Annotated in this window: 26 protein-coding genes and 1 other RNA gene; 22 read left to right on the top strand and 5 right to left on the bottom strand. The window is 64.3% G+C overall.

Features of this window, described 5'->3' with window-relative positions:
* The first annotated feature begins 215 nt into the window (after window positions 1–215).
* The 14 genes from G405_RS0110745 to G405_RS15820 all read left to right on the top strand — a co-directional run bounded on the left by G405_RS0110745 (window position 216) and on the right by G405_RS15820 (window position 15,232).
* The gene (locus G405_RS0110745) at window positions 216–2,174 is read left to right on the top strand and encodes a flagellar hook-length control protein FliK (RefSeq protein ID WP_022701527.1); all 1,959 of its coding nucleotides are present in this window, start codon (window positions 216–218) and stop codon (window positions 2,172–2,174) included.
* A gap of 16 nt (window positions 2,175–2,190) precedes the next feature.
* Window positions 2,191–2,925 (top strand): flagellar hook assembly protein FlgD, encoded by a 735-nt coding sequence (locus G405_RS15825; RefSeq protein ID WP_022701526.1) that lies wholly within the window; start codon window positions 2,191–2,193, stop codon window positions 2,923–2,925.
* 102 nt (window positions 2,926–3,027) lie between these two features.
* Window positions 3,028–4,428, top strand: coding sequence for a flagellar hook protein FlgE (locus G405_RS0110735; protein ID WP_022701525.1), 1,401 nt, complete (start codon window positions 3,028–3,030; stop codon window positions 4,426–4,428).
* Between the two features lie 182 nt (window positions 4,429–4,610).
* The gene (sciP, locus tag G405_RS0110730) at window positions 4,611–4,883 is read left to right on the top strand and encodes a CtrA inhibitor SciP (RefSeq protein WP_022701524.1); all 273 of its coding nucleotides are present in this window, start codon (window positions 4,611–4,613) and stop codon (window positions 4,881–4,883) included.
* Window positions 4,884–5,066: 183 nt separating this feature from the next.
* On the top strand, window positions 5,067–6,710 hold the full coding sequence (gene fliF, locus G405_RS0110725) for a flagellar basal-body MS-ring/collar protein FliF (RefSeq protein ID WP_022701523.1): 1,644 nt from the start codon (window positions 5,067–5,069) through the stop codon (window positions 6,708–6,710).
* A 55-nt stretch (window positions 6,711–6,765) separates the two neighbouring features.
* Window positions 6,766–7,752, top strand: coding sequence for a flagellar motor switch protein FliG (gene fliG, locus G405_RS0110720; protein WP_407667931.1), 987 nt, complete (start codon window positions 6,766–6,768; stop codon window positions 7,750–7,752).
* 15 nt (window positions 7,753–7,767) lie between these two features.
* Window positions 7,768–8,436 (top strand): FliH/SctL family protein, encoded by a 669-nt coding sequence (locus G405_RS0110715; RefSeq protein WP_022701521.1) that lies wholly within the window; start codon window positions 7,768–7,770, stop codon window positions 8,434–8,436.
* 84 nt (window positions 8,437–8,520) lie between these two features.
* Window positions 8,521–8,826, top strand: coding sequence for a flagellar motor switch protein FliN (gene fliN / locus G405_RS0110710; protein WP_040705591.1), 306 nt, complete (start codon window positions 8,521–8,523; stop codon window positions 8,824–8,826).
* A 31-nt stretch (window positions 8,827–8,857) separates the two neighbouring features.
* Window positions 8,858–10,222, top strand: a complete 1,365-nt coding sequence (flbD, locus tag G405_RS0110705) for a sigma-54-dependent transcriptional regulator FlbD (protein ID WP_022701519.1) — start codon at window positions 8,858–8,860, stop codon at window positions 10,220–10,222.
* A 143-nt stretch (window positions 10,223–10,365) separates the two neighbouring features.
* A complete protein-coding gene (flhA, locus tag G405_RS0110700) occupies window positions 10,366–12,474 on the top strand; it encodes a flagellar biosynthesis protein FlhA (protein WP_022701518.1) in 2,109 nt (702 codons plus the stop codon).
* Window positions 12,475–12,500: 26 nt separating this feature from the next.
* Window positions 12,501–13,484: a flagellar biosynthesis protein FlhF gene (locus tag G405_RS0110695; protein WP_022701517.1), complete on the top strand. Its 984-nt coding sequence runs from the start codon at window positions 12,501–12,503 to the stop codon at window positions 13,482–13,484.
* A complete protein-coding gene (locus G405_RS0110690) occupies window positions 13,481–14,284 on the top strand; it encodes an AAA family ATPase (protein ID WP_022701516.1) in 804 nt (267 codons plus the stop codon). Before G405_RS0110695 ends, G405_RS0110690 begins: the two co-directional genes overlap by 4 nt.
* 69 nt (window positions 14,285–14,353) lie before the next feature.
* Window positions 14,354–14,680: a hypothetical protein gene (locus G405_RS0110685; RefSeq protein ID WP_022701515.1), complete on the top strand. Its 327-nt coding sequence runs from the start codon at window positions 14,354–14,356 to the stop codon at window positions 14,678–14,680.
* 96 nt (window positions 14,681–14,776) lie between these two features.
* On the top strand, window positions 14,777–15,232 hold the full coding sequence (locus tag G405_RS15820) for a hypothetical protein (RefSeq protein ID WP_022701514.1): 456 nt from the start codon (window positions 14,777–14,779) through the stop codon (window positions 15,230–15,232).
* A gap of 73 nt (window positions 15,233–15,305) precedes the next feature.
* Here G405_RS15820 and G405_RS15815 read toward each other — a convergent pair whose 3' ends face one another.
* Both G405_RS15815 and nudC read right to left on the bottom strand, forming a co-directional pair.
* Entirely contained in the window at window positions 15,306–16,028 is a 723-nt protein-coding gene (locus G405_RS15815; protein ID WP_022701513.1) for a c-type cytochrome, read from the bottom strand.
* A 142-nt stretch (window positions 16,029–16,170) separates the two neighbouring features.
* The gene (gene nudC / locus G405_RS0110670) at window positions 16,171–17,043 is read right to left on the bottom strand and encodes an NAD(+) diphosphatase (protein WP_022701512.1); all 873 of its coding nucleotides are present in this window, start codon (window positions 17,041–17,043) and stop codon (window positions 16,171–16,173) included.
* 185 nt (window positions 17,044–17,228) lie between these two features.
* On the opposite strand from nudC, the gene G405_RS0110665 reads away from it, so the two are divergent.
* From G405_RS0110665 to G405_RS0110640, 5 genes are all read left to right on the top strand, one after another.
* Window positions 17,229–17,789: a carboxymuconolactone decarboxylase family protein gene (locus tag G405_RS0110665; RefSeq protein ID WP_028284735.1), complete on the top strand. Its 561-nt coding sequence runs from the start codon at window positions 17,229–17,231 to the stop codon at window positions 17,787–17,789.
* A 236-nt stretch (window positions 17,790–18,025) separates the two neighbouring features.
* On the top strand, window positions 18,026–18,544 hold the full coding sequence (locus G405_RS0110660) for a porin family protein (protein ID WP_022701510.1): 519 nt from the start codon (window positions 18,026–18,028) through the stop codon (window positions 18,542–18,544).
* A gap of 182 nt (window positions 18,545–18,726) precedes the next feature.
* Window positions 18,727–18,996, top strand: a complete 270-nt coding sequence (locus G405_RS15810; RefSeq protein ID WP_022701509.1) for a helix-turn-helix transcriptional regulator — start codon at window positions 18,727–18,729, stop codon at window positions 18,994–18,996.
* A gap of 280 nt (window positions 18,997–19,276) precedes the next feature.
* Window positions 19,277–19,519, top strand: a complete 243-nt coding sequence (locus G405_RS16605; RefSeq protein WP_022701508.1) for a hypothetical protein — start codon at window positions 19,277–19,279, stop codon at window positions 19,517–19,519.
* Window positions 19,520–19,690: 171 nt separating this feature from the next.
* Window positions 19,691–19,900, top strand: coding sequence for a hypothetical protein (locus G405_RS0110640; protein ID WP_022701507.1), 210 nt, complete (start codon window positions 19,691–19,693; stop codon window positions 19,898–19,900).
* Here the strand turns inward: G405_RS0110640 and G405_RS0110635 are convergent.
* The 3 genes from G405_RS0110635 to G405_RS15795 form a co-directional block, all read right to left on the bottom strand.
* Window positions 19,897–20,223 (bottom strand): hypothetical protein, encoded by a 327-nt coding sequence (locus tag G405_RS0110635; RefSeq protein ID WP_022701506.1) that lies wholly within the window; start codon window positions 20,221–20,223, stop codon window positions 19,897–19,899. The genes G405_RS0110640 and G405_RS0110635 overlap by 4 nt on opposite strands.
* A 166-nt stretch (window positions 20,224–20,389) precedes the next feature.
* On the bottom strand, window positions 20,390–21,115 hold the full coding sequence (locus G405_RS16600; protein WP_169447517.1) for a helix-turn-helix transcriptional regulator: 726 nt from the start codon (window positions 21,113–21,115) through the stop codon (window positions 20,390–20,392).
* 89 nt (window positions 21,116–21,204) lie between these two features.
* On the bottom strand, window positions 21,205–22,200 hold the full coding sequence (locus G405_RS15795) for a hypothetical protein (RefSeq protein WP_156861471.1): 996 nt from the start codon (window positions 22,198–22,200) through the stop codon (window positions 21,205–21,207).
* A gap of 187 nt (window positions 22,201–22,387) precedes the next feature.
* Here G405_RS15795 and ffs point away from each other — a divergent pair.
* From ffs to G405_RS0110615, 3 genes are all read left to right on the top strand, one after another.
* Window positions 22,388–22,484: signal recognition particle sRNA small type (gene ffs / locus G405_RS16830), an RNA gene on the top strand.
* A 77-nt stretch (window positions 22,485–22,561) separates the two neighbouring features.
* Window positions 22,562–24,328: a DNA polymerase III subunit gamma/tau gene (locus tag G405_RS0110620; RefSeq protein ID WP_022701503.1), complete on the top strand. Its 1,767-nt coding sequence runs from the start codon at window positions 22,562–22,564 to the stop codon at window positions 24,326–24,328.
* Window positions 24,325–24,669: a YbaB/EbfC family nucleoid-associated protein gene (locus G405_RS0110615; protein WP_022701502.1), complete on the top strand. Its 345-nt coding sequence runs from the start codon at window positions 24,325–24,327 to the stop codon at window positions 24,667–24,669. Before G405_RS0110620 ends, G405_RS0110615 begins: the two co-directional genes overlap by 4 nt.
* Window positions 24,670–24,685: the final 16 nt, after the last annotated feature.

Here is a 24,685-nt window from a genome sequence, read left to right as displayed (position 1 = left end):
AAATCCGTCATCCAGAAACGGGGAGAATCTGCCGACCGGCGCCGATTTCAAACCCTAACAACAGGTTTACCCGTTGTATTAAATAGGCTTTTTGGAATGATGAAACTGGCACGCCCCTTGAAAGCTTGGCTAAACGCTTGTCGGGCAAAAAGCTCGACGCCCCAGACGCAGCAAAACGCGGCGCATCAGATTGATGATTGCGGAGCCTTACGCTCATGCCGCTCGACCGCCTGCCCCCGGCCCCTGCGCCGACAGCCCCGTCCGCCCCACGCGCCGCCCGCGCGTCGGAGACGGGCGCGCAGGCGTTCACTCTGCCTGAGTCGCAAGACCGCAAGCCGGTCTCCTCACCCTCATCTGCGAACAAAGCCGAACGTGACGCGGCGACCGCGCGCGACAAGGCCCAGGCTGATCAGGCCCGAACTGAGAAAGCCCAAGCGAACAAAGCCCAGGCCGACAAAGCCGAGCGGGGCACCGCCAGTGAAGCGCAAGACGCACAATCGGGAACAGACGCGCAATCGGCCCAGTCTGAAACCGCCGCCTCCGTGGTCGGCTTCAATGACGCCATGGCGCTTGATGCACAGGCCGCCCAAACCGGCGAAACGGGCGCCGCTATCGGAGACTCTGAAGCCGGAACCCCGGGCAAGAGCATAGACGGCGCGACGCCCAAAGACGCTTCTGCCGAGGCGAACGCCAAAGCCGCCTCGCCTGACGCTGCGATCTCGACCAACTCCGCCCAGGCCGGCGCCGCGGCCTCGGCCGTCGCTGCGCCCGGCGCCATGGCGGCTGATTCAAGAGGGACCAGCGCCGAAGCCGCAGGCCCTGATGCGACCGCCAAACCTGTATCAGGGGATAAATCGCAACCGGCGGCGCCCGCGCAGACTCCGTCTGGCGATAAGGCGGCGGCGCCGGGCCAGGGCGCTCAATCCGGTGACGGCCAAACCGCGCCATCTGGCGCAGCGCCAGAGGACGTGCAGGCGCCACGCAATGAGGCGGGCGCCGGCGGGGCTTCGGCTGAGGCTGCCGAAGAGACGGAGGCTGACGCCGCCGGACCGGCGCGTTCGGCTGAGGCGGCGAAGGCTGGAGCTCAGGCCGATGGCGAGAGCGCGGCTGCGTCCAAGGATCAAACCGCCGCGTCCAGCGCCGCACAGACCAACGCCAAACCCCAGGATTTGAGCGACAAGGCCCAGCCGAACGCCCCAGCGGCGACCGAGAGCGCAAAACCAGACACCGCAAATCCGGCCCCGTCGGCGAGCGCGCAAGCTGGCGCCGCCAACGCTCAGGGCCAGTCCCAGTCTCAGGCTCAAGCTCAGGCGCAAGCTCAAGCGCAGACCGCCCAGCAAGACGCCTCTGCTCAGCCACGCCGCACAGACTCTGATCGCGCGCCAGGCGCCCAGAACAAGGCGCGCCAGGCTGACAACACCGAGGCTTCAGCGGCCAGACCCGCCGCCAGCGCCGCCCAGACCCGCGCCGCCGCAAACGCCAGACCGACCGGCGCCGAGCCGACTGCGTCCGCCGCCAAACCTGCTGACACGTTCGCCCCGGCCGTCACCGCCTATACAGACCCGCTGACCTTCCTGCTTCAGGACACGGCGCTGTCGAGCGAGGCGCCGATGGAGCCGAGCGCGGATACGATCGACCCGGATCTGGAACTGGGCGCCGTGCGGTCCGATGCGCGTACGGAAGCGCAGCGCCCCGGACAGGCCCAGGCGCACACCGCCGCTCGGTTCGCCCCTACCACCACCCATACGCTGGCGGCCCAGATCGCGCGCAAGTTCAATGATGGCGCGCGCGTGTTCGATATTCGCCTGGATCCGCCAGAGCTGGGCCGCGTCGAAGTGCGTCTGGAACTGGGCCCGGACAACAAGGTCTCGGCCGTGCTGAGCGCGGAACGCGCCGACACCCTGTCCGAACTGCAGCGCTCGGCCCGCGACCTTGAAAAAGCGCTGACCGACGCCGGTCTGGAACTGGGCGAGGACGGATTGTCCTTCTCGCTGAGCGAGGATGGCGGCGCTTTCACCAATTTCGACGATGACGCGGGCGCTTCCGCCAACGACATCGCCGCCCGCAACCGGTTCACCGCGGAGGTTGAAGCCGACCTGCCCGGCGCCCCCTTGGCTGACGCGCTCTACGGCTTCGCCGTCAGCCAGCGCGCCGGCGTCAATCTGATCGCCTGAGAAGAAGAGCGAAATCATGACAGAAGTATCCGCCGCCGCCCAATCCCAGCAAGCGCAAGGTCAGAGCAAACTGGCCACTGCGGACCTGGCGAACAATTTCGACACGTTTCTGACCCTGCTCACCGAGCAGCTGAAGAACCAGGATCCGCTGGACCCGCTCAAATCCGAGCAATTCGTCCAGCAGCTGGTCCAGTTCTCCTCGGTGGAGCAACAGATCGCCTCCAATGAATCGCTGGAAGCCCTGCTCGCGCTGCAACAATCGGACGCTCAGCTGACCTCGCTTCAATTCATCGGCAAGGACGCCACGGTGAACACCACCTACACCTTGCTCGAGAATGGCGAGGCGAAATGGGAATACGGCCTGCCGCAGGAAGCGCAGAGCGTGGAGCTGCTCATCACCGATGAAACCGGCAAACAGGTCCGCCGTCTGGATGGCGACACCTCTGAAGGCGTCCATGAGGCGGTCTGGGACGGCAAGGATGAAGCCGGCAACACCCTGCCCCCGGGCGTCTACCAACTGGAAGTCGTGGCCAAGGATGCTGACGACGTCATCATGGATTACGCCGTGCGCGTCACCCATCGGGTGACCGGCGTGGAGATGAGCGGCGGCCAGGCGCAAGTCAGCTTCGCCAATGGAGAACTGGTGCTGCCGGCCAGCCTGGTGACCAGCGTGCGGGAATCGCAGACCCCGCCCCCGAACACCACAGACACAGGCTCTGAGAACGAAGACGAGTCTCAGGCCGCTGCATAACCCCGAAACGGGGACATCCGGAGCCCGAACCGCTCCGCAACAAAATCGAGGCTCACGACCAGAAGGACCGGGGGCCCGGGCACAAACGATGGGAAGCACGATATGAGTATCAACTCGGCCATGGCCGCCGGCGCGTCCGGACTGATCGCCAACTCTTCGGCGTTGGCGGCGATCTCGGACAATATCGCGAACGTGAACACGATCGGCTACAAGCGCGTCGATACGATTTTCACGCCGAACTACAAGATCGGTGGCGGCGGCGCGAGCCGATACGCCTCCTCGGGCGTGAGCTCGAACTCGCGTCTGGACGTCAACTCCTCAGGGCTTCTGACGCCCGGCGTCTCGGCGACCGACATGGCGATCGACGGCGACGGCTTTTTCGTCGTGCGCCCGAGCCCGAACAATTCCGGCACCGGATCTGACGCCGTTCTGTTCACCCGCTCTGGCGGCTTCCAGACGGATTCCGCGGGCTATCTGCGCAATGATGCGGGCCAGTATCTGTACGCCTGGCCGGTTCAGGCGGACGGCTCGGTCAACCAGAACCCGTCCAATCTCGACCAGCTTGAAGCGGTGAACCTGTCCAATATCGGCGGCACCGCCAACGCCACGTCCAACGTCCGCATCAACGCGAACCTGCAGGCGAGCACCACGCCGTCCGCCGCAGCCGCGACCTATGCTGCGGGAACGACGGCCAACAATATGGCGTCGGGCAATGTGACACCGGACTTTGAGCGCACCATCCAGATCTATGACACCCAGGGCGGCGTGCGCTCGGTCACCATGTCCTTCCTCAAGCACGCCACCAACGCCAACCAATGGCATGTGGAGATGCATGTGCAGCCGGCGGCCGACGTGACCACGGGCGCCCCGCTGGTCGATGGCCAGATCGCCACAGGCATCGTGGCGTTCGACACCAATGGTGAAATCCTGTCCGGCGCGCCGACCACTTTTCCGACCTCGATCGCGTTTGAAAGCTCTGACACGGCCGGACCTGTCGGCGCAGGCGCGATCCGCTGGTCGACGACCACAGGCGTGGGCGCGCAAACCCTGGCGCTCGATCTGGGCACGGCGGGCGCGCCAGGCGGCATCACCCAGTTCAACTCGCCCTCCAACCTTGATTCCACTGTGGTGGACGGCGCGATCTTCGGCGCTTTCGCCGGGGTGGAAGTGAGCGAGGACGGCTTCCTGTCGGCCCGCTTCACCAACGGCGTGGTCCGCAAGGTCTACCAGATGCCGGTCGCCACCGTGTTCAACGCCAACGGCCTGGCCTCGGTCGGCGGCGCGAGCTTCCAGATCACTGAAGACTCCGGCGCCTTCACCCTGAACGCGCCCGGATCGGGCGCCTCAGGCACCATCGCCGCCCAGACAGTGGAGAATTCCAACGTGGATATCGCCACCGAATTCTCCAACCTCATCATCACCCAGCGGGCCTATTCAGCCAGCTCCCGGATCATCACCACGGCGGACGAAATGCTCGCCGAAGCGATCCAGATGAAGCGTTAAACCACCGCCGTCCCACCGGCCGACTGACACCCCGGCGCTTCGGCGCTGGGGTGAATTTTTTCTAAACAATTGATTTACCGTACTTTTACCTTGAGCTTTAGGCTCACCTTAAGAGGCCCTCCCGTATAACCCTCCTCACTAAGGGCGCGCGTAAGACGTGCTTTCTAACAAGGATGGGTCGGATGGAACGTCGAGCGAAGAAGGAAAACTATGTCATCGGTCCCGATGGCAGCCCCCTAACCGTGGCCGATTTGCCGAGCCCGGACACCAAGCGGTGGGTTATTCGTCGAAAGGCGGAAGTGGTCGCAGCCGTGCGCGGCGGGCTTCTGAGCCTGGATGAGGCCTGTGACCGTTACCGGCTGACCGTGGAGGAGTTTCTCTCCTGGCAGCGCTCAATCGACCGGCATGGCCTGGCCGGATTGCGCACCACGCGCATACAGCATTACCGCCAGTAGGCGGTACGCCCCCCTCTCTTTTTCTGGCCTGAATCCAGCGCGGCGAGCCTCTGCTCGCCGCGCTGATCGTGTTTTTTGATTCAACGCGTTAACACCCCGTTTACGCGGATAGTGGGAAAAACTTGCCTAGCCGCTTCAGGGAGCGGCGTTTTCTGATTCGGAAACGAGCAAGGGCGGCCCGGCGTGAACGCGTTACTGGAACAGCTTTCCCGATTCGGTGTTGGCCGATTGATCGCCATGTTCGGCCTCACGGCTGGCGCGGCGGCGGCTCTGGTGTTTTTCACCATGAGCATGAACTCCAATGGCCAGGCGCTATTGTTCTCGGGGCTGGCCCCGTCGGACGCCGCCGCGGTCAGCGAGCGCCTGGACCAGGCCGGCATCTCCTATGAGCTGCAAGAGGGCGGGTCCGCCGTTTACGTCAACACCAACCAGGTCGACGAGGCGCGCATGCGCGTCGCCTCTGGCGGCGCGCTGAGCTTTGGCTCGGTCGGTTATGAGATCTTTGACGAGACCGACGCGCTGGGCACCACCAGCTTTGTGCAGAACGTCAACGCCAAGCGCGCCCTGGAAGGCGAGCTGGCCCGGTCGATCAACACGCTGAACTCCGTCACCGGAACCCGCGTCCACCTGGTGCTGCCCGAACGCCGCCTGTTTTCACGCGACGAGCAACAGCCCTCCGCCTCCGTGGTCGTCTCCGTGCGCGGGGAAATGTCCAGCTCCCAGATCGCCACGATCCGCAATCTGGTCGCCACCGCCGTGCCGGGCCTTCAGGTCAACCGCATCACCCTGGCCGACGATCAGGGCCGGCTTCTGGCCGCGCCGAGTGACGCAGAGGGCGACCTGATCGGCGCCATGCTGGATGATCGCCAGAGCGCCATCGAACGGGACCTGCAGCAGAAGATCCGCGATCTGGTCGAGGGCGTGGTCGGCTCGGGCGGCGTGCGCGTCGCGGTGACCGCCGAGCTCAATCGTCAGAGCCAGACCCGCACCCGTCTGGAATACGACCCCAACGGCCAGGTGGAAGTCAGCCGCCGCGCCGAAGAACAAAGCCGCTCCGAACCCGTGACCTCCGGCGGCGTATCGGTCAGCGAGAACACGCCAGACGGTGAAGCGGGCGCAGACGGTGAAACGCCTCTGATGGCCAACAGCCAAAGCTCCATCACCGAACGCAACTATCAAAACACCCAGGAAGAAACCGTCTCCATCATTCAGGCGGGCGATCTGGAGCGTCTGGCGGTGTCGGTGGTCGTGGATGAAGTCGCCACGGTCGGCGAGGACGGAACCCTGACCTTTGAGCCGCGCAGCGAAGCCGAGCTGACCCAGATCCGCAATCTGGTGGCCGCCGCCGTGGGCTTTCCTGTCGACACCACCCTGACCGATGGCGATCAGATCCTGCAGGTCACCTCCATGCGCTTTAACCGGCCCGACCTGTCGCTGGGCACGCCCGCCCCGGAAGGGTTCAATCTGGGCAGCCTGGACTTCATGCGCATCGCCGAGATCGTCGTCTTGTTCATCACCGCCCTGCTGGTGATCTTGCTGGTGGCGCGTCCGCTGGTGCAGGGCGCGATCGGCAATGTCGCCGCCAGCCGAGCGCCTGCGCTCGCGGGCGGCGGCGCCGGGATGCCCGATAATGTCCAGGCTCTGCTTGGCAATTCCGAAGGCGGCATGATGCTGCCTGAAGAGCCCGGCCCGGATGACCATATCGACGTCGCCCAGATCGAAGGTCAGGTGAAGAAGTCCTCGGTCCGCAAAGTGGCGGCCCTTGTGGAGCAGCACCCCGATGAATCCATGAGCATCCTGCGCACCTGGATGCACGACGGGGAGTGATCTGATGTCTGACGCCCCAACCCTCCGCGGACGTAAAGTCGACGACCCCAAGGACATGACCGGGGCCGAGAAAGCGGCTGTGATCCTGCTCGCGCTGGGCGATGAGCAGCGTCAGCTCTGGGAGATGATGGATGACGAGGAAATCCGCGTCGTCTCCCAGGCCATGGTCAATCTGGGCAATGTGACCTCCGGCGCCGTCGAAAAACTGATCATGGAGTTTGTCGGCTCCATGTCCTCGACCGGCTCGATCACGGGCTCGGTGGATCAGGCGCAGCGCCTGTTGTCCTCCTTCCTGCCCGAGGACAAGGTCGACCAGATCATGGAAGAGCTGCGCGGTCCCGCCGGCCGGACCATGTGGGACAAGCTCGCCAATGTGAACGAGGTGGTTCTGGCCAACTATCTCAAGAACGAATACCCGCAGACGGTCTCGGTGGTGCTCTCCAAGGTGCGCCCCGATCACGCCTCGCGCGTGCTGGCCGCCCTGCCCGAAGACTTCGCCATGGAAGTGGTGACTCGGATGCTGCGCATGGAGCCGGTGCAGCGCGAGATCGTGGAGAAGATCGAGGAGACGCTGCGCTCTGAATTCATGAGCAATCTGGCGCGCACCTCCAAGCAGGACAGCCATGAACTGATGGCGGACATCTTCAACAATTTCGACCGTCAGACCGAAAACCGGTTCCTGGCGTCGCTGGAAGAGCGCAATCGCGATTCCGCCGAGAAGATCCGCTCGCTGATGTTCGTCTTCGAGGATCTGGGCAAGCTCGACCCGCAAGGGGTGCAGACCCTGCTGCGCGGCGTGCCGAAAGATCAGCTGGGCCTGGCGCTCAAGGGCGCGTCGGACACGCTGCGCGACCTGTTCTTCTCCAACATGTCCGAGCGGGCGGCGAAAATCCTGCGCGAGGACATGGCCTCCATGGGCCCGGTGCGCCTCAAGGACGTGGATACCGCGCAACAGACCATGGTCAACCAGGCCAAAGACCTCGCCGCCAAGGGCGAAATCCTGCTGTCAGAAGGCGGCGGCGAAGATGAACTCATTTACTAGGGAGGCCGAAGCTTCGTGACTGACGGCTTCAGAAAATTCGACTTTGACCGGGAGTTCGCTCCGGACGGCCGCATTCTGCGAGAAGGCGACACGTTCAAGCGCGTCTATACCGAAGAGGAAATGCAGATGGTGGCCGAACAGGCCGCCGAAGCCGCCCGTCAGGTCGCCGAGATTGAAGCCCAGGAAGCCGCCGCCGAGGCCGCCGGCCAGGTCGTGCACCAGGTCACCGCGCTTCTGGGCCGCATGAAGGCGGAATCTGAAGCCATGCGCGAAGACGCGGCGCGGCTGGCGCTGGCGGCGGCCCGCATCATCGCCGGCGCGGCGCTTGAACAGTATGGCGAAGACACGCTGAAAGCCTGCATTACCGAAGCGTTGGCTGATCTGCGCGGAGAGCCGCGCATCGCCGTCCGGGTCAACCCGTCCATGTCGGACGCGCTGGCCGAAGTGATGGAAGGCGAAGCCGCCCAGCGCGGCATGGAAGGCGCGCTGATCGTGCGCGCCGACGCCGATGTCGCCCGCACAGACTGCATGCTGGAATGGCGCTCGGGCGCCATTGAACGCACCACCCAGGACATTGAAGCCCGTATCGAGCAGGCCGTGAAGAACTGGCTCGCCCAGCCTCTGGACGCCGATGCGGACGCCACCCCCGATCAGGCCGCCCTGGGCGGTCAAGCCCAGGCCTGAAGGAGCTAAGCCATGAGTGACGACGATCTGAACCTTCCCGATCTGTCCGACGAGCCGGCCGGCGTGAATCCCGACCCCACGCCCATGGGCGAACCGACCGCGGGCGCCGCACAGTCGCTGATCGACGAGGAAGTGCGCACCGCGGTGGATCTGGCGCCCGTCTTTGACGTGCCGGTAAACATTTCCGCGGTGCTGGGCAAGGCGCAAGTGGATGTGAATTCGCTGCTGCGCCTGACCTCGGGCTCGGTGCTCGAGCTCGATCGCAAGGTCGGCGAAGCCATCGACATCTATGTGAACTCTCGCCTGGTGGCGCGCGGCGAGGTCGTCGTCGTGGACGACCGGCTGGGCGTGACCATGACTGAAATCATCAAGGACGGGGACACCGGCTGACCCCGGCCGCCCATAGGAAAGGAAACGAACGATGCGCGTTCTGATCGTTGGAAGCCTGGGCGGCCAGTTGTCCGCCGCCACGAAAATCGCCATGGACCGCGGCGCCAAGGTCGCCCATGTGGACACTATCGAGCAGGCCACCGGCTATCTGCGCGCCGGCAAGGGCGCCGACATCCTGATGGTCGACGTCAATCTGGATGTGGGCAGCCTGATCGCCGCCAACGAGGCCGAGCGCATCATCGTTCCGGTCATCGCCTGCGGCGTGAATGTGCGTCCGGAAGCGGCCGCCGGCGCCATCAAGGCCGGGGCCAAGGAATTCATCCATCTGCCGCCCGATCCCGAGCTGATCGCCGCCGTGCTGGCGGCCGTCTCTGACGATGACCGCACCCTGATCGCGCGCGATCCGCTGATGCTGGACGTGGTGCGCCTGGCCGATCAGATCGGCCCGTCGGACGCCTCGGTGCTGATCACCGGCGAAAGCGGCGTGGGTAAAGAGGTCATGGCCCGCTATGTCCACAAGAAATCCAAGCGCGCCTCGAAAGCCTTCGTCTCGGTGAACTGCGCCGCGATCCCTGAAAACCTTCTGGAATCCGAATTGTTCGGCCACGAAAAAGGCGCGTTCACCGGCGCCCTCGCGCGCCGGATCGGCAAGTTTGAAGAGGCCGACGGCGGCACGCTGCTGCTCGACGAGATCAGCGAAATGGATGTGCGCCTGCAGGCCAAGCTGCTGCGCGCCCTGCAAGAGCGCGAGATCGACCGGGTGGGCGGCTCCAAGCCCGTGAAGGTCAATATCCGGGTTCTGGCCACGTCCAACCGCGATCTGCGCGAAGCGGTGCGTGACGGCAGCTTCCGCGAAGACCTGTTGTTCCGCCTGAACGTGGTGAACCTCGCCATTCCGCCGCTGCGCGACCGTCCCGAAGACACGCTGGCGCTGGCCGATCACTTCTTGAAGAAATACGCCAAGGCCAATGGCGTCGATTATCGCCCGCTGTCGGACGCTGCGAAGACCCAGGTCGTCGCCCGCGCCTGGAAAGGCAATGTGCGAGAGCTGGAAAACGCCATGCACCGCGCGGTGCTTCTGGCCATCGGCTCACAGATCGAGCCTGAAGCCATCCGCCTGCCCGACGGCTCGCCCCTGCCCGCCAGCGCGGGCGGATCATCGGTGGCGCGCCAGGCGGCGCAAGCGGCTGACGAAGCGATCAATCTGGTCGGCAAGACCGTGGCGGAAGTGGAGAAGGACCTGATCCTCGACACGCTCGATCATTGTCTGGGCAACCGCACCCACGCCGCGAACATTCTGGGGATTTCGATCCGCACGCTGCGCAACAAGCTCAAGCTCTATGGCGAACAGGGCGAGGATATCCCCGCCCCCGGCGAATCCCGGTTCGCGGGATGACGCCCGCCCGGGCTCTCGCCCGCTCATCAGCGCGTCCGAACGACGCGCGACGCTCTTTTGAGCGGCCGAGAATCCGGGCAATCAGAACCCTGACGAACGCAGAATCGCGCTTCGTTCCAAACCTGCCAGAACGGGCCTGATCCATGGCTGACGCCAACGCCTCCTCCCAAAGCGGTTTCGATTTCGGCCAGCTCGCCAAGCGGCTGGCGCGGGGCGATATCGCCATGGGCCTGGGGGTTCTGGGCCTTCTGGTCATGCTGATCCTGCCGCTTCCGAAAGCGCTGCTGGACGTGATGCTGGCGGTGTCGGTGAGCTTTTCCGTGCTCATCCTGATGACGGCGCTGTTCATCAAATCCCCGCTGGAGTTCACCGCCTTCCCGGCGATCCTGCTGGTGGCGACCATGCTGCGGCTGGGGCTGAACGTGGCCTCGACGCGCCTGATCCTGTCAGAAGGTCAGAACGGCACCGGGGCGGCGGGCGACATCATCGAGGCCTTTGGCGGCTTCGTGATGCAGGGCAATTTCGTCATCGGCATCATCGTGTTCATCATCCTGGTGATCGTGAACTTCGTCGTCATCACCAAGGGTTCGGGCCGGATCGCGGAAGTCGCCGCCCGCTTCACCCTGGACGCCATGCCCGGCAAGCAGATGGCGATCGACGCCGATCTGTCCTCGGGCCTGATCAATGAAGACGAGGCGCGGAAGCGCCGCAAGGAACTTGAAGAACAATCGAACTTCTTCGGGGCCATGGACGGCGCCAGCAAATTCGTGCGCGGCGACGCCATGGCGGGCATCCTGATCACCTCCATCAACCTGATCGGCGGCATGATCATCGGCGTCGCCCAGTCGGGCATGGATTTCGGCTCGGCGGCGAGCACGTTCTCCTCGCTGACCATCGGCGACGGTCTGGTCTCCCAGATCCCGGCGCTGATCGTGTCGCTGGCCGCCGGTCTTCTGGTGTCCAAGGCTGGGGTGGACGGCGCGGCGGAAGAGGCCGTGTTCGGCCAGCTGTCGGCCAATCCCGCCGCCATGGGCATGGTGTCGGGCACCTCGCTCGCCATCGGCCTGCTGCCCGGCATGCCGCTCATCCCGTTTGCTTTGATGGCGGCGGGGTCAGGCGCGCTGGCCTGGCAAAGCGCGCAGAAACGCGACAAGGCGGTGGTCAATGAAGCCGCAGAAGCGGTCGCCCAGGAAGCCGCCGCCGCGCCCGATCCGCAAGATGCGCCGATCGAGGATACGCTACATATCGACGAGCTGAAGATCGAGCTGGGCTATGCCCTGCTGCCGCTGATCAATGATGTGGAAGGCCGCCGCCTGACCGATCAGATCAAGGCGCTGCGCCGCAACCTCGCCCAGGACAGCGGCTTCGTTCTGCCCAGCGTGCGCATTGTCGACAACATGCAGATGCCGGGCGAACAATACGTTCTGCGCGTCAAGGAGATGGAAGCCGGGGTCGGCGAGCTGAAGATCAACCAGATTCTCGCCATGAACCCGTCCGGCGCCCAGGTCGATCTGCCCGGAACCCACGTCAAGGAGCCGGCCTTCGGCCTGCCCGCCACCTGGATCGACGAAGCCAATCGCGAGGAGGCCACGTTCCGCGGCTATACGCTGGTGGATCCCGCCGCCGTTCTGGTCACCCATCTGACCGAGATCCTGCGCGACAACATGTCAGAGCTTCTGAGCTATGCGGAGACCGAAAACCTGCTCGACGCCCTGTCGCCCCAGCACAAGAAACTGCTGGACGAGGTCACGCCCGGCCAGGTCACTCGCGCGGGCATTCAGCGCGTTTTGCAAAACCTCCTGAAAGAGCGGGTCTCGATCCGCGATCTCGCCGCCATCGTCGAAGGCGTGGCCGAAGCGTCCGGCGCGACCAACAATCTCGACGCCATCACCGAGCATGTGCGCAGCCGCCTGGCGCGCCAGATCTGCTACGCCAATCGCGGCCCGGACGGCAATCTGCCGGTCCTGTCGCTGAGCCCGCAATGGGAGCAGGCCTTCGCCGAGGCGCTGATCGGGGATGGCGAACGCCGCCAGCTGGCGCTCGCGCCCAGCAAGCTGCGTGAATTCGTCGAAGTTGTGCGCGCCGCCTTTGACCGGGCCGGCATGAGCGGCGACGTGCCGGTGATGCTGACCAGCCCCCATGTGCGCCCCTATGTGCGCTCGCTGACCGAACGCTTCCGCCCGCAAACCGTGGTGATGAGCCAGAACGAGATTCACCCCAGCGCCCGGCTCAAAACCGTCGGCCAGATCTAGTCGCTGACTAAAGGAGACATGGCGCGATGCGCCTGCGCACTTTCACAGGACAGACCTTGAGCACCGTCATGGAGCAAGTGCGCCGTGAGCTGGGCCCGGACGCGGTGATCATTTCCACCACGGACGCCCCTGAGGGCGGGGTGGAAGTGCGCGCAGCCGCCGAACGCGGCGCGGTTCACGCCAAGGGCGAGACCCCGGAAACCGCTCTGGCGCGCCGTGATCAGGCGCGCACCAAGGCGCGGGGCGAAGCTGATGAAGGTCTGACCCGGATCGCCCGCGCCCTGGGCTGGCACCTGCCGCCTGAACGCGCCTCCGAAGCGCTGATGGACAGCGCCATGGCGCTTGAAGACGGGGAGGCCACCGCCACCCTCGCCCGGGCGCTCGATCAACGCTATGGCGTGCATCCGCTTGAGCCGGACCCCGGACGCCCTGTGCTTCTGGCCGGGCCGCCGGGCTCTGGCAAATCCTCCGCCCTCGCCAAGCTCGCCGCCCGCGCCGTCACCCAAGGCCATGCGCCCATGCTGATCAGCGCCGATAGCCGCGCCGGCTCCGCAGAACAGATGACCGCCTATGCCGACGCGCTCGATTTGCCGTTTGAAGGCGTGACGGGACCGCGTGAGTTGCGCGCCTTGCTGGAATCAAGCCGCGCCGGGCCCGTGCTGATTGATGTGGCGGGGCTGAACCCGTTTGATCTTGATCAGCTCGATGATCTGGCCGGGCTCGCCGACGCGGCCGATGGTGAGATCGTCGCTGTGCTGGATGCGGGCATGACGCCGGGCGACGCCGAAGACGCCGCCGCCCTGTTCAGCTCGATCGGGGCTGGCCGGGTGATCGCCACCAAGCTCGACATTGCACGCCGACTGGGCGCATTGCTGGCGTTTGGAGAGGCAGGGCTCGCCTACGCTCAGATCTCCGCCTCGCCCTATATCGGCGACGGGCTGGCCCCGGCGACCGCGCTGCGCCTGTCCAGATTGCTACTGGAAGACCCCGGAGAGGAGCTCCCGGCATGACCAATTTCGCCACCGACGCCAGTCTCGCGCTCAGCGCGCCGCGACAGGCGGGACCGCTCCTCGCCATCGCGTCCGGCAAAGGGGGTGTGGGCAAGACCACGCTGGCCATCGCCATGGCGCACGCCTTCGCCCGTCGCGGTCAACGCAGCCTGCTGGTGGATGCGGATCTGGGCATGGCCAATGTGGACGTGCAATTGGGCGTCAGCGCCGCCAGTGATCTGGCGTCCGTCGTGGCAGGCGATCTCAGCCTGGCTGAAGCGGTGAATTCTGTTGGCGAAGGCAGTTTCGACCTGATCGCCGGTCCGTCCGGCTCTGCGGCGCTGGCCGGGCTCGACCTTGAAAACGTCAACCGGCTGGCCGCCGGCGTCACCGCCGCTTCCATGGCCTATGACCGCACCTTGATTGATCTCGCCGCAGGCGCGGAACGCTCCACCATCCGTCTCGCCGCCGCGGCCGACGACGTGCTCATCGTCATCAATGACGAGCCGACCTCGCTGACCGACGCCTACGCCTTCGTGAAAACCCTGCGCATGCGCGATGAAGGCGCCTGCCCGTTCGTGGTGGTCAATAACGCGCCCGATCCCGCCGCCGCCCATCACGCCTATCTGGGCTTCGCAAAAACGTGTGAGAGCTTTCTGGGCTTCCGGCCGCCGCTGGCGGGCATTGTGCGCCGCGACCCACATGTGCCCCAGGCGATTCGCGCCCAGGTTATGCTGGAATCGCGCTATCCGGCGTCTGACGCCGCCTCCGACATCGCCAAGCTCGTCCGGGCGCTGGAGCATGGCGTCGCCGTCAAGTAAGCTGTCTGCGCCCTGGGGGGCGAAACACACTACAAACGCCTCGATCAGAGGCTGGCGAAGGGGGGACGCATGGCGGGCAATGACGCCTGGAGCCTGTTATGGGCCGGTTTCACATTCTTTGATCTGTCCTTCATCCTCATGGCGGGGATTGTTGCGGCGCTGGCCATGCGACGCTGGAGACAGCTGACCGGCGCGGCCCTGATCGCCTATGCGGTGGATGTGTTGTTGCGCTTCTCGCTGGAATTCATGAGCGCGGGCGACATGCCGGCCAATTTCGCGCTGGACCTCGCCTTCGCCCGCATGGACATGCACGCCCTGTCCGCCGCGCTGCGGCCCTTCTTGTACTTCGGGGCCATCGCCATCCTGTTCGGCGTCAAGAAGCGCTATGGCGGCTAGGGCCGCCATACGCCTGCATCCAAAACCGACCGCAGCGTCATCTTGTCCATACGCACTGCGCCGCTGGGGCGCAGGCCCCGTATGGAGCGCGCCTGAATGCTCATCTCTCTTCTGACCCTCGCCCTGACGCTTCCGCTTGAGCCTGACGTCACCCTGGGCGCCTCCGAACAGGTCAACGCCCCCGCTCTCTCAAGGATTTGCGAGAGCCAGACCCGGCGCACGCTTGATCCGGCTGAGCTGCCGCTGGCGCACTCAAGCCATGTGCAGATCGACTGTCAGGGATATGCGTTTCTCGGTGCCCCGCGCCTGGCCGAGTTCGTCTTCGCCGACGGTTCGCTGACCCATGTCTGGATTTTGGTCGATGCGTCAGAGCTGAACGCGCTGGAGGCGCAGTTTGATGCGGCCTACGGACCTGCGGATGCCAGCGCGGCAGAGTTCAGCGCCTGGTACGAGGCCCGCGCCGCAGTGCGCAAGGACATGCCTGAAGCGCTCTATTACAGCGCGCACGCCGCGCCCCTGTTTGAAGCCTGGTTCAGCGGTCAGGGCGGCTAAGCCCTCAATCCCATCAACAAAAAGGGCGCGTCCGACCGGACGCGCCCTGTTCTGTGTGCCTTGAACGTAAGAGCTAGAGCTCTTCGCCGCCTTCAGGCTGCGGCTCGGCGGGCGCGTCGACTTCGATGTCGACATCGTCCATTTCCTCGATTGAGGCTTCCGCCTCATCCAGGGTCTCGACGATCTCAGCGTCAGCCGCGGCTTCGCCTTCCGCCATGTCGCCCTCTTCAGCCGGGACCGCAAGCGGTTCGGGGAAAGGCATGTCCGAGCTGCCCTGCTCGTGCATGTAGGCGATCAGGTTGATGCGATCTTCCTGGTCGCGCAGACCGGCGAAGCTCATGGCCGTACCCGGCATGTAGCGGCGCGGGCTTTCCAGGAAGTTGTAGAGGTTTTCATAATGCCAGTCGGCCGTGGTCTCACCATACTCTTCCATGGCGGCGGAGTAATTGAAGCCGTCAACCGCAGCGACCGCGCGACCCAGAACGCCCCACAGGTGCGGGCCGGTGCCGTCCGCCATGCCGGAGTCGAAAGAGTGGCAGCTGGCGCAGCGGCGAGCCACGCGTTCCCCGGCGGAGATGTCCGCGCTGGCGAGCAGAACGCCGAAATCAACCGGACCTTCCACTTCTTCCTCGGCGGGACCGCTGGCGCCCTCGAGGGCGGCGAGATCCACCGGATAGCCGAATTGCTCGGGCTGTTCAGCATGGAACAGGCTGTCGCCCAGCGTCGTCAGCCCCAGAATGACCAGGGCGACCGCCAGGAGAGCGGCAGCCAGTTTATTGAAGAAAAGAGAGCCCATGAGCGTCCTCACCGATCCCTATTGAGACAAATGGAGTGTGCGCGGTGTTTGGCATGCTCCGTCGAAAGAGGCAACCAGTTCACACCGCTTCGAAAGGTATTGCCCAGCTCATTTTGACAAGCGCGACAGGGCGTCGCACTTCTCAGCCCGAGTCGGCCGACAACCATCTTTCTATCAGCATGCGCGCGATTGAGAAGTGCCGGGGCATCATTCGGCTCACCTCAGTGTTGAAAAGTGCGCGCACTTCGTCGCGTGTGAACCAGCGCGCATCCTCCAGATCATCATCGGGCACAAGGGTTCCCGGCTCCGCTTCCGCCATCAGCCCGATCATGAGCTGGGAGGGAAAGGGCCAGGGTTGGCTGGCCACATACTCCACAGAGGTCACCTTCAGATGGACCTCCTCGGCCACTTCGCGCGCACAGGCGGCTTCGATGGTCTCGCCGGGCTCCATGAACCCCGCCAGCGTGGAGTACATGCCTTCAGGCCAGTTCGGCTGCCGACCCAGCACGCATTGATCGCCTGCATGCACCAGCATGATCACGCTGGGATTGACCCTCGGGAAATGCTCGGTGTCGCAGCTGGGGCAGACCCGTTTCGAACCGGCGTCCGCCACATCCGTGCTCGCGCCGCAGTTTGAGCAGAACAGGTGCTCGCGATGCCACATCAACAGCGAACGCGCCCGTCCAAGCACGCTGGCGAGGTCTGAGGGCGCGTCAGCGGCGCTATGCCGAAAGTCCGGCCCCTTCTCGGCGACGCCAGGCTCCAGCGCCCCGGCGAACCAAGGCTGGCCGTCCAGCACGCCGATGAAGATCAGGCCCGGCGCTTTCAGCGGCAGACGCGCGGCGTATTTCGCCCGCATGATCAGCGGCCCGCCCTGTTCATTCAGCGCCAGATCGCCGCCGGCGAACAAAACAGCCTGCGCCTTGCGGTCGGCAAGCTGGCTTTCGATCCAGTCCGGTTTGGACCGGAGCAATCCCGCGTGATCAAGCGCGGCGTCGGTGAAGGTCATCGTCATGACGGGTTTCTACCGCGCATCGCCCCGATGACGCCAGCCCGAAACAGAATCCCGATCGCTCGCATTCCTGTGAAAACGTGTTGATCGACCAAAGGCTTTCGCTCGTCCCCGACCCCTCCCATCTGCCCATCGTCACACCGACCCGCGCCGCACATCGCGACGCTGTCCCCCCGATGGAGCATCCCATGACCGAGTTTAACCTGTACGACGAAACCAACGCCCCTGAAGCCGCCCGCCCGGTTCTGAAGACCGCCAAGGGCGCGTTCGGCTTCGTGCCGAACCTTCTCGGCACGCTGGCGGAAAGCCCCGCAACAGCCGAAGCCTATCTCACCCTCGCCGGTATTGTGGACAAGACCAGCCTGACCCCGGCCGAGCGCCAGGTCGTGCTTCTGGCCGTGTCCTATGAGAACACCTGCCATTACTGCATGGCGGCCCACTCCACGCTGGCCGGCGGCGCCGGCGTCGATGCGCCGACCCTTGACGCCCTGCGCTCTGGCGCGCCCCTGCCGGATGCGCGTCTGGACGCGCTGGCGCAGTTCGCCCGTACGATGGTGAAAGAGCGCGGCTACGCCAGCGAAGCCGACATCAAGGCCTTCCTGGACGCCGGCTTCACCAAGGCGAACATTTTTGACGTCATCACCGCCACCGCGCTGAAGACGATCTCCAATTACGCCAACCACATCGCCGAAACTCCGGTGGACGACGCGTTCAAGCCGCAAACCTGGACCAAGTCGGCCGCCGCCTAAGCCTTGCCGGAGCGTTAACGGGGTTAGGCCGTGACGAAATTCCGACCGGGTTTCGTCACGGCCTCGCCACGCTTCGCCATCGCTTGGTCACAGTGCGTCGCCTAAGTGCAACACTGCGTATTTTCACGCATTTTCAGCGTCAGCTCGCATCTTGTAAGACCCGGTTTCGAGGCGCAGCTATAGGCGCGGGCTGGGCCAAGAACCGCGATCCAAAGCGTCACAGAAAGACAAAAACCATGCAAAAGACGATTCTCCTCTCCACCGCCGCCGCCCTGCTGATCGCTGGCGGCGCCTCCGCTCAAGACTCCAAATGGCATCTGGGCGCCGGCTACACCTATTTTGACGCCTCCGATGTCGAGCTTGATGTGATCAACATCCGCGGCGGCTACGACATCACCGAGTATTTCGGCGTTGAAGGCGAGCTGCTGGTCGGCCTTGAAGACGAAGACCTGACCATCGCCGGCGTTTCCGGCGATGTGGGCCTTGATTACGGCCTGGGCGTCTTCGCCAAGGCGCAATACCCGCTGGCCGAGCAAGTCTCTGTCTATGGCCGCCTGGGCTACGCCTATCACGAGATCGACGCCTCTTTCGCGGGCGCTCAGTTTGAAGACAGCTCTGACGCGTTCGCATTCGGCGGCGGTCTGGAATGGACGGTCTCCGGCCCCAACGCCGTGCGCCTGGACTACACCCGCTATGAGTATGAAGGCGACGGCGACGCCGACGCGTTCTCCATCGGTTATGTGCTCCGCTTCTAAGCGATTTGCGTCTTAGCAGCCCGGCACACAGGCCAGATGAAACCCCCGCGTCCCGGACGCGGGGGTTTTCTGCATCTGCACCGTGCTAGGACTCACACGATTTATTGTAGATGTACAACATTTTATTTTACATCACGATGTTTTTTAGCCATGACTTATACCGCAAGGAGCCAGACTGATTGATGACACGCCCGATCCATAACCGCCTTCCCGTCCTACGCGCCGAGCGCGGACTGTCGCGCAAGGATCTCGCGCAAGCGATTGGCGTGAACTACCAGACGGTGGGATATCTCGAACGCGGGGATTTCAACCCCTCGCTCGAACTGGCGATGCGCCTTGCCGAGTATTTCGGGGTGAGCATCGAGTCGATATTCGCCTTCGAACCGTTCAAGCCCCAGATCGCACGCCCCGCAGATCCTGGCGCGGGCCAGACAGGAGCAGATCCGTCATGACCTTCTTTTATCGCAGTCCCCAAGAGCGCCCGGCGCCCGTGCGTTCAGGTTTCGCAATCCGGCTCGCCTCATCGCTCGCCCTTCTGGCCTATCCGGCCGGCTGCCTCAGCCTGCTCTTCGCGCCCGACGCCGCAGCCGGACCCGCAGGCATGATCGGTGCGCTGGCATGGCTCGCCTTGCTCCTGATCTCACTGGGCGCGTTCGTCTATCTCGCTCCGTCCTATCAGCAACGCATCGTCGGCGAACAAGCGGACAAGCGGACAAGCTGGACGAATTCGAATTGCAACTGCGTCAACGCGCCTACGCCTTTTCCTACAAGGTTTTCACCGGGCTCTGCCTGATCGGGCTGATTTATTTGGCGATTTCGCTGGATGTGGCGGATAGCGGGCGGTTCGGCCTGTGGCGTCCGAGCAGTTTTGATCACTGGAACGCCATCATATGGGGGGCGATTCTCTACGCGTTCACCCTGCCGACGGCTTATATCGCCTGGACCGTCAAAGCGCCCCGTCTCGACGCGCGCTGATGCTTATGAACGCAGCAAAACACATGCATAACTGACGACGGGCGGGGCCAGCGGACCTCGCCCGCATGCCATGGTCAGGACTGCGACAAACTCCGCAAAGGCGACATCAGGGCTGGACAAGCCGGGAGTCACTCTTAAGAATGAGAATAGTTCGCAACTAAGAGAGTCGCCATGGCCAGCGCCATTCTGGAATTTTCAACCCCCCGCCGAGTCCCGACCTCGCCCTCCGTCACCGACTGGCTCGATAGCCAGGCGCGCGTCGTCGATATCTGGATTGACCGTCTGGTGGCGGAAGGCGGAGATGTCAGTCTGATCGCGGTGCTTGATCAACACGCCGCATTCCTGCGCGAAGCGCTGGAGCGCAGCACGGATCGCATCTAGGCGGCGGAGCTGATCAGCTCCGCGTAAAAATCATTGTCATAGTCCGCTTGCGCAGCCAGTTCTTCTCGCCCGCTCAGCTTTACAGCGTCGCGGAAGGCGGAATAGATCAGGCGGTCGGACAAACTCATTTCCCGTTCGGCGTCGCCTTGTCCGCGGATCCGCACCCAGCGCCAGATCGCCAGTTTGATGGCGATGCTGTCCCAGTCAGACGCCTTTTGCGCGCTGACTGCCGGGATAAGATGAGCCAGATCAGGGTTTTCACCGTCCAATTTCATTTGCTTGAATTGTTCAAAGACAAATTGGATGAACTCATGATCGTTCAAACACACACTCCGATGCAGATCGCTGGCGGTTTTTCGCCGGAGGCGCGGGTATAGTTAAATCTGACTGAAGGTCACGTCCCGTAATTCAGGGACCAATAGGGGCGCAGCGGCCCTATTCGATGCACATTTTCGCCTTAATGGCGCAATCCATGTGGGGTGAAAGCGGTTAGAGCGTTATCAAACCAGCTCTTAGCGACTTAAGCACAGCGGCGACCCGGTTTGAAGCCCCCAATTTGCCGAAGGCGCGTCGCATGACCGTATCCACGGTGTGGGGAGAAACGCCCAGAATATCGGCGATCACCGCATTGCTTTTGCCGCGCGCCAGCCAGTGCAGCACCTCCACCTCGCGCTCCGACAGGTTCGGCGGCGTCAGCGCCTTGCGCTTCTGCAGCGTGAGCGTACAGGCGTAAAGCTCGTTGCAGGCATGCTGAAGGCATCGGCAATCCATCGCTGACAGATCAAAAGGCGCGCTGAACCGGCCGCACGCCACATAGGCGGCGAGACCGGCCGGGCCGAAAATCGGCGTGGTCAGCCCGTCCACGAATCCGCTCTCACGCAACAAGTCAAAGATGCGCTGGCTATACCGGGTGATCGGCGTGGTCTGTTCAACCTCGAACCAGAACTGGGGATGCAGCGCCATCGCCGCCCGGCTGGTGACGGGGTCGTGTTCAAACAGGCGCTCGCCCAGATAGGCGTCCTTCATGAGGTCTGGAAAGGTATTGTACTCAAACTGGTTATCGGCGTCGGACGCCTCAAACGGGCTGGGCAGGATCTGATAGCCGACCGCTTCCACGCCAAGCGTTTCAGCGTACTGCTCAAACAGGCGGCACAACGCGTCAACGCTTGTCGCCTCGGCGCTTTCCGCCATGAAATCGAGCAACGTCTCCGCCATCATCAAACCCCGTTCCCGTGGTCATGATGATATGCCGCACGCAAAGATGGCAAGGGCGCAAACCGCCCAAGCCGCTCCGCGTCATTTCCCTATCGGGCGTCCGCGCCCGCCTGATCATAGTATCGGGTCTGGCTGAGCACCCTGACAGGGTCGGTGATGTTCAGAAGGTCGATCAGGGCCTGATCGGGGTCGTCTGCGCGGGTCACGTAATCGGCCACGATCTGGCGTCCCATCCAATAGCCCAGCTCATAGGGCCAACCATCCGGGGCGCGACCGGCGTTGGCGTGCCAGCGCGTCAGCGCCGTCGCGGCCTCCGGCGGCAGGTTTCCATAACTCGCGCCTGCTTCTGCGGCCGCCTTGAGGATGCGGCGATCCCGGGAGAATTCCGGCCACAACCCGTCCTCATTCTCGACCGCCCAGTCATGCCGGCTCTGGGTGGGGACCTGCCCCGTCACCAGCAGGGAGACATAATCCGCCTGCCCTTCCAGAAGCGACATGTAGAGCAGGGGATCGCGCGCGAAGGCGTCCATATTCTGGGTCTGCAGAGCGTGAACCGCTTCATGGGCGAAAAAGAACCGGAAGATCGAGCGGATCTCTTCTTCGCTCTGTCCAACACGGCAAATCACTTCGAGCCCCAGCACCAGGGCGTCGGAGGCGGCGGTGCCGCCTGAATTGCCCGCGCCGAACACCACATGGATCTCGGGGAGGTCACGACCGGGGAAAAGCGGCTGCATGGCGGCGTAAGTCTCTTGCAGCTCGGCGTTCATCGAGTCCGCGATGGGCAGGCAAACCTCGATCCCCCGACGATACGCCTCAGGGTCTTCGGCGACGGCGCGGGCCAGGTTGTCCGCATTCTGAATTCGACTAGGCGTGAACACCTCGACGCCCCGACCGGCGCCGTCCAGATACTCAGCCTGCAAAAGCTCGGCATCGAGCGCGCCATCATGGGCGTCAAACAGCGCGGCGAACCGGTGGGCGTCCACCGATTGCACGTGAGGGCTATGGGGAGCGTCTTGCTTCGCCAGGGCCGGCAGGCTCGCTCCCAGGCTCAATCCCAAAGCAATAGTGAGTGTTTTCAGGCTCATCTTGACCGTCTTTCGTGTCTTTTTCTTTCAACCAGCTCTGGTCAGCGACGGGTCTCAGCGCCCGTTCCCCGCCAGAACCTCCAGTCGAGCGCAGTCGGGCATGGATGAAAAGTGAAAAACCGGCAAGCTGTGGACATCTGCCCGCGCGTCTTGCGTTTGCCCGCCTCAATCGCGATATTGCCTACAGGAAGGCCGGCGGCGGACGAGCCCCTCGCCAACCCGGTCAGGTCCGGAAGGAAGCAGCCGTAACGAGTTTCGGTTCGGGTCGCCGTCCGGTCTTCCGCCGTCTTCCGCGTCAGTTCATCTCCCGCAGCCCCCAGACCCTTGGGCGCGCGGCCCGCGCGAAGGACCCGATCCTGTGATGGATGATCCCCACTCCGACGCGCCTGAGTCAGAAGCGACAGAGGCTTATGACGGCCCGGCCCTGCCCGGTCTTGAGCCCGAGACGCCCAAGGATGATCCCGGCTATCAGGTGCTGGCGCGCAAATACCGCCCCCAGACCTTTGACGACCTGATCGGCCAGGAGCCGATGGTGCGCACGCTGACCAATGCGTTCGCGTCTGGCCGGATCGCCCACGCCTATATGATGACCGGGGTGCGCGGGGTGGGCAAAACCACCACGGCGCGCCTGATCGCCCGCGCGCTCAATTACGACACCGACACGGTGCACCAGCCCTCCATCAACCTCACCCCGCCGGGCCGACATTGCGACGCCATTGCGCGCTCCGCCCATGTGGATGTGATGGAGATGGACGCCGCGTCCCGCACCGGCATCTCTGATATCCGCGAGATTCTCGACGGGGTGCGCTATGCGCCCGTCAGCGCGCGCTACAAGGTCTACATCATTGACGAGGTGCACATGCTGTCCACCTCGGCCTTCAACGCGCTTCTGAAAACGCTCGAGGAACCGCCCGAGCATGTGAAGTTCATCTTCGCCACCACCGAAATCCGAAAAGTGCCGGTGACGGTGCTGTCGCGCTGTCAGCGCTTTGATCTCAAGCGCGTGGACCGCGAGGTTCTGACCGACCATCTGGCGCGCATCTGCGACAAAGAGAACACCAGCGTCGACCGCGACGGCCTGGCCGCCATCGCCCGCGCCGCCGAAGGCTCGGTGCGGGACGCCCTGTCCTTGCTGGATCAGGCCATCGTTCAGGCCGACCGGGGCGAGACCGTCACCGCCCAGCAGATCCGCGACATGCTCGGCCTCGCCGACCGCTCGCGCGTGCTGGACCTTCTGGAGGCGGCGCTGGAAAACCGCGCCAAGGATGCGCTCGACGAGCTGCGCCACCAGTATGACTCAGGCGCCGACCCGCAGGTTCTGATGCGCGATCTTCTGGATCATCTGCACGCAGTCAGCCGCATCAAGGCGGCCGGCAAGGACGCGGATCTGGGCGAGGCGCAGGAAACCGTGGACCGGCTGGCGAAACTGGCCGAGGCCCATTCCCTCGCCTCGCTGGGGCGGCTGTGGAAGACCACGCTGACCGGGCTTGATGATGTGCGCAATGCGCCCGATCCGGTCTCGGCTGCGGAAATGGCGGTCATCCGCCTGATGGCGGCGGCCAGCCTGCCGAGCCCCGAAGACGCCGCCCGCCTGCTCGCCGGGATCGCCCCGTCAGGCGGTGGCGCAAACCCTAAGTCCGGTCCGGGGGGCGAGGCGCCGTCCGGACCGAACGCCGCTCACGCTCCTGAGCCGGAGCCCGAACCCGTCGGGCCCAAAGATCTCGACGCGATGATGGAGATGATCGACGCTGCGCGCGATATCGGGCTCAAGCTCGATGTGGAGCGCTGCTTCCGCCCGGTGTCGATGAAGCCCGGCGCGATTGTCTTTGAGCCCACCGAGAACGCCCCCAGCAATCTGGGCGGCCGCATCGCCGCTTTCTTGCAAGAACAGACGGGCGAACGCTGGCTGGTGGATTCAAAGCCCAACACCAAGGGCGGCGAGACCATCGCCGAGCGCCGCGCGCGCCAGCATGAAGAACGCATGGACGCCATAAGGCGCGACCCGGCCATGATCAAGGCGCTGACCCTGTTTCCAGGCGCGGAGATCATCACCGTTGACGAAGCGCCGGCGCTCCCCACATCTGATGATGACGATCAAGACACTGCGCGGCAGGAGAACTCGCGATGAAAGACCTTGGCGGGCTGATGAAGAAAGCCCAGGAAATGCAGGCCAAGATGGCCGAAGCCCAGGAACGTCTGGAGACGCTGGAAGTCACCGGCGAAGCCGGCGCCGGCCTGGTTAAGCTGACCCTGACCGCCAAGGGCGAAATGCGCGGGCTTGAGATCGACAAATCCGTCATCGATCCCGAAGACCCCGCCATCCTGGAAGACCTGATCAAGGCCGCCCATAACGACGCCAAGCGCAAGGCCGACAAGGCCCAGGCCGACGCCATGAGCGACGCCACCAAAGGCATGGGCCTGCCGCCGGGCATCGACCTGCCCTTCGGCACCAAGCCGGGACCCTTCTAGGGGCTAGCTCCCCGCC

Source organism: Oceanicaulis alexandrii DSM 11625 (assembly GCF_000420265.1).
In the GTDB taxonomy this organism is placed as follows: domain Bacteria; phylum Pseudomonadota; class Alphaproteobacteria; order Caulobacterales; family Maricaulaceae; genus Oceanicaulis; species Oceanicaulis alexandrii.
Note: the sequence above shows the minus strand (reverse complement) of the source record. Positions and strands in the feature narration are given on the sequence as shown.

Coding starts and splice junctions, on each gene's coding strand:
- G405_RS0110745 (WP_022701527.1), top strand. CDS start 216: ATGCCGCTCGACCGCCTGCCCCCGGCCCCTGCGCCGACAGCCCCGTCC.
- G405_RS15825 (WP_022701526.1), top strand. CDS start 2,191: ATGACAGAAGTATCCGCCGCCGCCCAATCCCAGCAAGCGCAAGGTCAG.
- G405_RS0110735 (WP_022701525.1), top strand. CDS start 3,028: ATGAGTATCAACTCGGCCATGGCCGCCGGCGCGTCCGGACTGATCGCC.
- sciP (WP_022701524.1), top strand. CDS start 4,611: ATGGAACGTCGAGCGAAGAAGGAAAACTATGTCATCGGTCCCGATGGC.
- fliG (WP_407667931.1), top strand. CDS start 6,766: ATGACCGGGGCCGAGAAAGCGGCTGTGATCCTGCTCGCGCTGGGCGAT.
- fliN (WP_040705591.1), top strand. CDS start 8,521: ATGGGCGAACCGACCGCGGGCGCCGCACAGTCGCTGATCGACGAGGAA.
- flbD (WP_022701519.1), top strand. CDS start 8,858: ATGCGCGTTCTGATCGTTGGAAGCCTGGGCGGCCAGTTGTCCGCCGCC.
- flhA (WP_022701518.1), top strand. CDS start 10,366: ATGGCTGACGCCAACGCCTCCTCCCAAAGCGGTTTCGATTTCGGCCAG.
- G405_RS0110695 (WP_022701517.1), top strand. CDS start 12,501: ATGCGCCTGCGCACTTTCACAGGACAGACCTTGAGCACCGTCATGGAG.
- G405_RS0110690 (WP_022701516.1), top strand. CDS start 13,481: ATGACCAATTTCGCCACCGACGCCAGTCTCGCGCTCAGCGCGCCGCGA.
- G405_RS0110685 (WP_022701515.1), top strand. CDS start 14,354: ATGGCGGGCAATGACGCCTGGAGCCTGTTATGGGCCGGTTTCACATTC.
- G405_RS15820 (WP_022701514.1), top strand. CDS start 14,777: ATGCTCATCTCTCTTCTGACCCTCGCCCTGACGCTTCCGCTTGAGCCT.
- G405_RS15815 (WP_022701513.1), bottom strand. CDS start 16,028: ATGGGCTCTCTTTTCTTCAATAAACTGGCTGCCGCTCTCCTGGCGGTC.
- nudC (WP_022701512.1), bottom strand. CDS start 17,043: ATGACGATGACCTTCACCGACGCCGCGCTTGATCACGCGGGATTGCTC.
- G405_RS0110665 (WP_028284735.1), top strand. CDS start 17,229: ATGACCGAGTTTAACCTGTACGACGAAACCAACGCCCCTGAAGCCGCC.
- G405_RS0110660 (WP_022701510.1), top strand. CDS start 18,026: ATGCAAAAGACGATTCTCCTCTCCACCGCCGCCGCCCTGCTGATCGCT.
- G405_RS15810 (WP_022701509.1), top strand. CDS start 18,727: ATGACACGCCCGATCCATAACCGCCTTCCCGTCCTACGCGCCGAGCGC.
- G405_RS0110640 (WP_022701507.1), top strand. CDS start 19,691: ATGGCCAGCGCCATTCTGGAATTTTCAACCCCCCGCCGAGTCCCGACC.
- G405_RS16600 (WP_169447517.1), bottom strand. CDS start 21,115: ATGGCGGAGACGTTGCTCGATTTCATGGCGGAAAGCGCCGAGGCGACA.
- G405_RS15795 (WP_156861471.1), bottom strand. CDS start 22,200: ATGAGCCTGAAAACACTCACTATTGCTTTGGGATTGAGCCTGGGAGCG.
- G405_RS0110620 (WP_022701503.1), top strand. CDS start 22,562: ATGGATGATCCCCACTCCGACGCGCCTGAGTCAGAAGCGACAGAGGCT.
- G405_RS0110615 (WP_022701502.1), top strand. CDS start 24,325: ATGAAAGACCTTGGCGGGCTGATGAAGAAAGCCCAGGAAATGCAGGCC.